The 2,827-nt window shown below is 32.2% G+C and carries 2 protein-coding genes; one reads left to right on the forward strand and one right to left on the reverse strand.

From position 1 onward, the window contains the following. The coding region (locus AFK68_RS03255) for a DUF732 domain-containing protein (protein WP_168186303.1) at window positions 1-473 on the forward strand (473 nt) is incomplete at its 5' end. 619 nt (window positions 474-1,092) lie between these two features. Here AFK68_RS03255 and AFK68_RS03260 read toward each other — a convergent pair. Continuing rightward, window positions 1,093-2,073, reverse strand: a complete 981-nt coding sequence (locus AFK68_RS03260; protein WP_094671575.1) for an ABC transporter ATP-binding protein — start codon at window positions 2,071-2,073, stop codon at window positions 1,093-1,095. Window positions 2,074-2,827: the final 754 nt, after the last annotated feature.

Raw genomic sequence — 2,827 nt, forward strand, 5'->3', positions numbered from 1 at the left:
ATGTCTTGCTAACAGGGGGCGACCCGATGACCATGAAAGCATGGCAACTGGCCCTGTATATTGAACCTTTACTCGAACCAGAGTTTGACAAAATCCAGCCGAAAAGGAACAAAATATATCAAAGTTTAACTATTAGCATAACCGTAATATTAAACGTATTATTATCTAGCCGTGCTCAAGCAGAATCATTTGAAAACTTATTAAAAAGTTCATTAACTCCACCAGAGATAGAAATACATAATATTATGGGTGATAAAAAAGCATTAGAAACAGCTCGTAATGCTTGTATTTTTCTACAGAAAGGTAATTCTGTTCAAGAATTTTCAACTCAGGCAGCTATATCACTACTTCAGTTAGGTTTAACACAAGAGCAATTACAAACGGCAGCTCTTTATACAGGTAAAGTCATAGCTACAGGTGTAACTTCTTTTTGCCCAGAATATAAATCAAAATTACAAGAGTTGCAACTATAATTGTAAACATTCAGTTATCAGCTATTAGCTTTCAGCTATTAACTTATTGTTTTTGAAGGAAGAATCTGAGTTGAAAAATGAAGCTAAAATTAAAAGTTATTTTAATATAAAATCCGGTTATAAAGTAATCGCAAAATTACTTTCAAAAAATATCCGAAAANAACATTCAGTTATCAGCTATTAGCTTTCAGCTATTAACTTATTGTTTTTGAAGGAAGAATCTGAGTTGAAAAATGAAGCTAAAATTAAAAGTTATTTTAATATAAAATCCGGTTATAAAGTAATCGCAAAATTACTTTCTCTGAATACAGATGTTCTATTGAATAATAATTTTAAAATTCATGTCATTCAAATTCTTTATTTCTCCTGACTCCTGACTCCTGACTCCTGACTCCTGACTCCGAGTGTGATACGATCACTAATTATCCAGATTCTATATAAAAGCATATTATCTAATCTTTATTATTAATTACTTGGTATAGGATTATTAATAAGGAAAAGCTATTTGCGTAGCATTCCGCAGGAAAAAGTGAAGGGTAATACCTGAATGCTTACCTAAAATAGAAATAGTATAGTAAAGATTGGTTTACTCTTTTATTTATTCCATTGTTTGATAATTTTAATAACTAGAAAAAACTCCCCTTTCTCGTAGTTGCTGCATAAAATACTCTTCCAGACTAAACCTTTCTATATTCATAGTAATTAGTGTAGCTTTCATTAATCCCAGACTAACTAAAAATTCTTGAGGATCTCCCTGCAAATGACCTTGCCAAAAATTATTCTCAAATTCTAAATCTGGTATCCATTGTTTAAGTATTTCCAGATTACCACTTTTACCCTTAACATAATAGGTTTCATTTGTACCTAATATTTCATCCAAAGTACCGATACAAATTAATTCTCCTTCTGCAAGAATAGCTATCCTATCACAAATTTTTTCCACATCTGATAAAACATGACTATTAAAAAAAATAGTCTTTCCTTGTTCTTTAAGAGAGACAATAATTTCTCTGATTTGATAACGCCCCATTGGATCTAAACCAGACATAGGTTCATCTAAAAAAACTAATTCTGGGTCATTAATCAAAGCTTGCGCCATGCCAACTCTTTGCAACATTCCTTTAGAATATTGACGTAGTTGTTTTCTAATAGCTGTTGATTTAGATAATCCAACTAAGTCGAGTAACTCTGGAATTCTTTGTTTTTGTATTGATGTTGGTATTTGAAATAATCCTGCTACAAACTCCAGAAATTCCCATCCAGTTAAATAGTCATAAAAATAAGGATTTTCTGGTAAGTAGCCAATTTTTTCTTTAACTGGGCGATTGCCTATTGGTTTCCCTAATAAAATTCCCGCTCCAGAGGTAGGGCGAACAATTCCTAATAAAGTTTTAAGTAGGGTAGTTTTACCTGCACCATTCTGCCCCAAAAGTCCAAAAGTCTCCCCTTGATAAACTGTCAAATTACAATTTTTAAGAGACTCTATTTTTTGATTCATCCAAAAGCCAATGCGGTATGATTTACCTAAATTAGAAGTTTCTATCACTGGCAATTTTTCTGGTGTCTTTGCCTCAGTGGGAAAATTGACAGTAGATTCCATAAAAATTCAGTTTATATATTTAATATCTTATTTTTTAGCATAAATTGAATTAGCACTTCTGGACTAGAACCCGGAAAGCCTAGTTTTTTAATAGCATTTCAGATAGATAACCTCAAGTCATAACCAGAACTCTTTAGAGATGTTCCATGGAACATCCCTACTGTCGTCTACTCATATTACAACTGCTGTACACAGAATTTACCAATTTTTGAGTTCTAAACACTACATCTATTAAGGTATTATAGTTTTAATAAGACTTACAAAATTTACTATATATAGAGAACAAAAACTATAGCGCTATAGTTTCAAACTCTATATATATGGTCTGGGGCGTAATTCCTTTTTAATTTACCACTAACTAGATATAGTGTTTTTATGTAAGTCTTATTTCGTAGTTGAATTATATCAGGACTTGTATAAAACCCAGATAATTACTATATCTAAGTCATTGCGATTGGAACGGAGTGGAAGGTTTGCGGAGCATTCCGGAACGGATAGTAATCTCAAGAGTTGAGGATATTACTTCCTATCATAGCGATGACAAATGTTCAACTGGATTTTAGATTACGCAAAGGCACTATGTATAGAGTTCAAAAACTGTAGCGCTATAGTTTTTAACGCTATATATATCGTCTCTGTGTTGTAAGTCCTATATATGTTATATAAGACTAACCACAAATCTAATCAAAGCGCTCAAATCGCGAACATGGTTAGTCCAGCCTACTTAGCAATAAGTAAACGTTATTTTGGTCAC

Origin of the sequence: Hydrocoleum sp. CS-953 (assembly GCF_002260545.1) — a bacterium.
GTDB lineage: Bacteria > Cyanobacteriota > Cyanobacteriia > Cyanobacteriales > Microcoleaceae > Trichodesmium.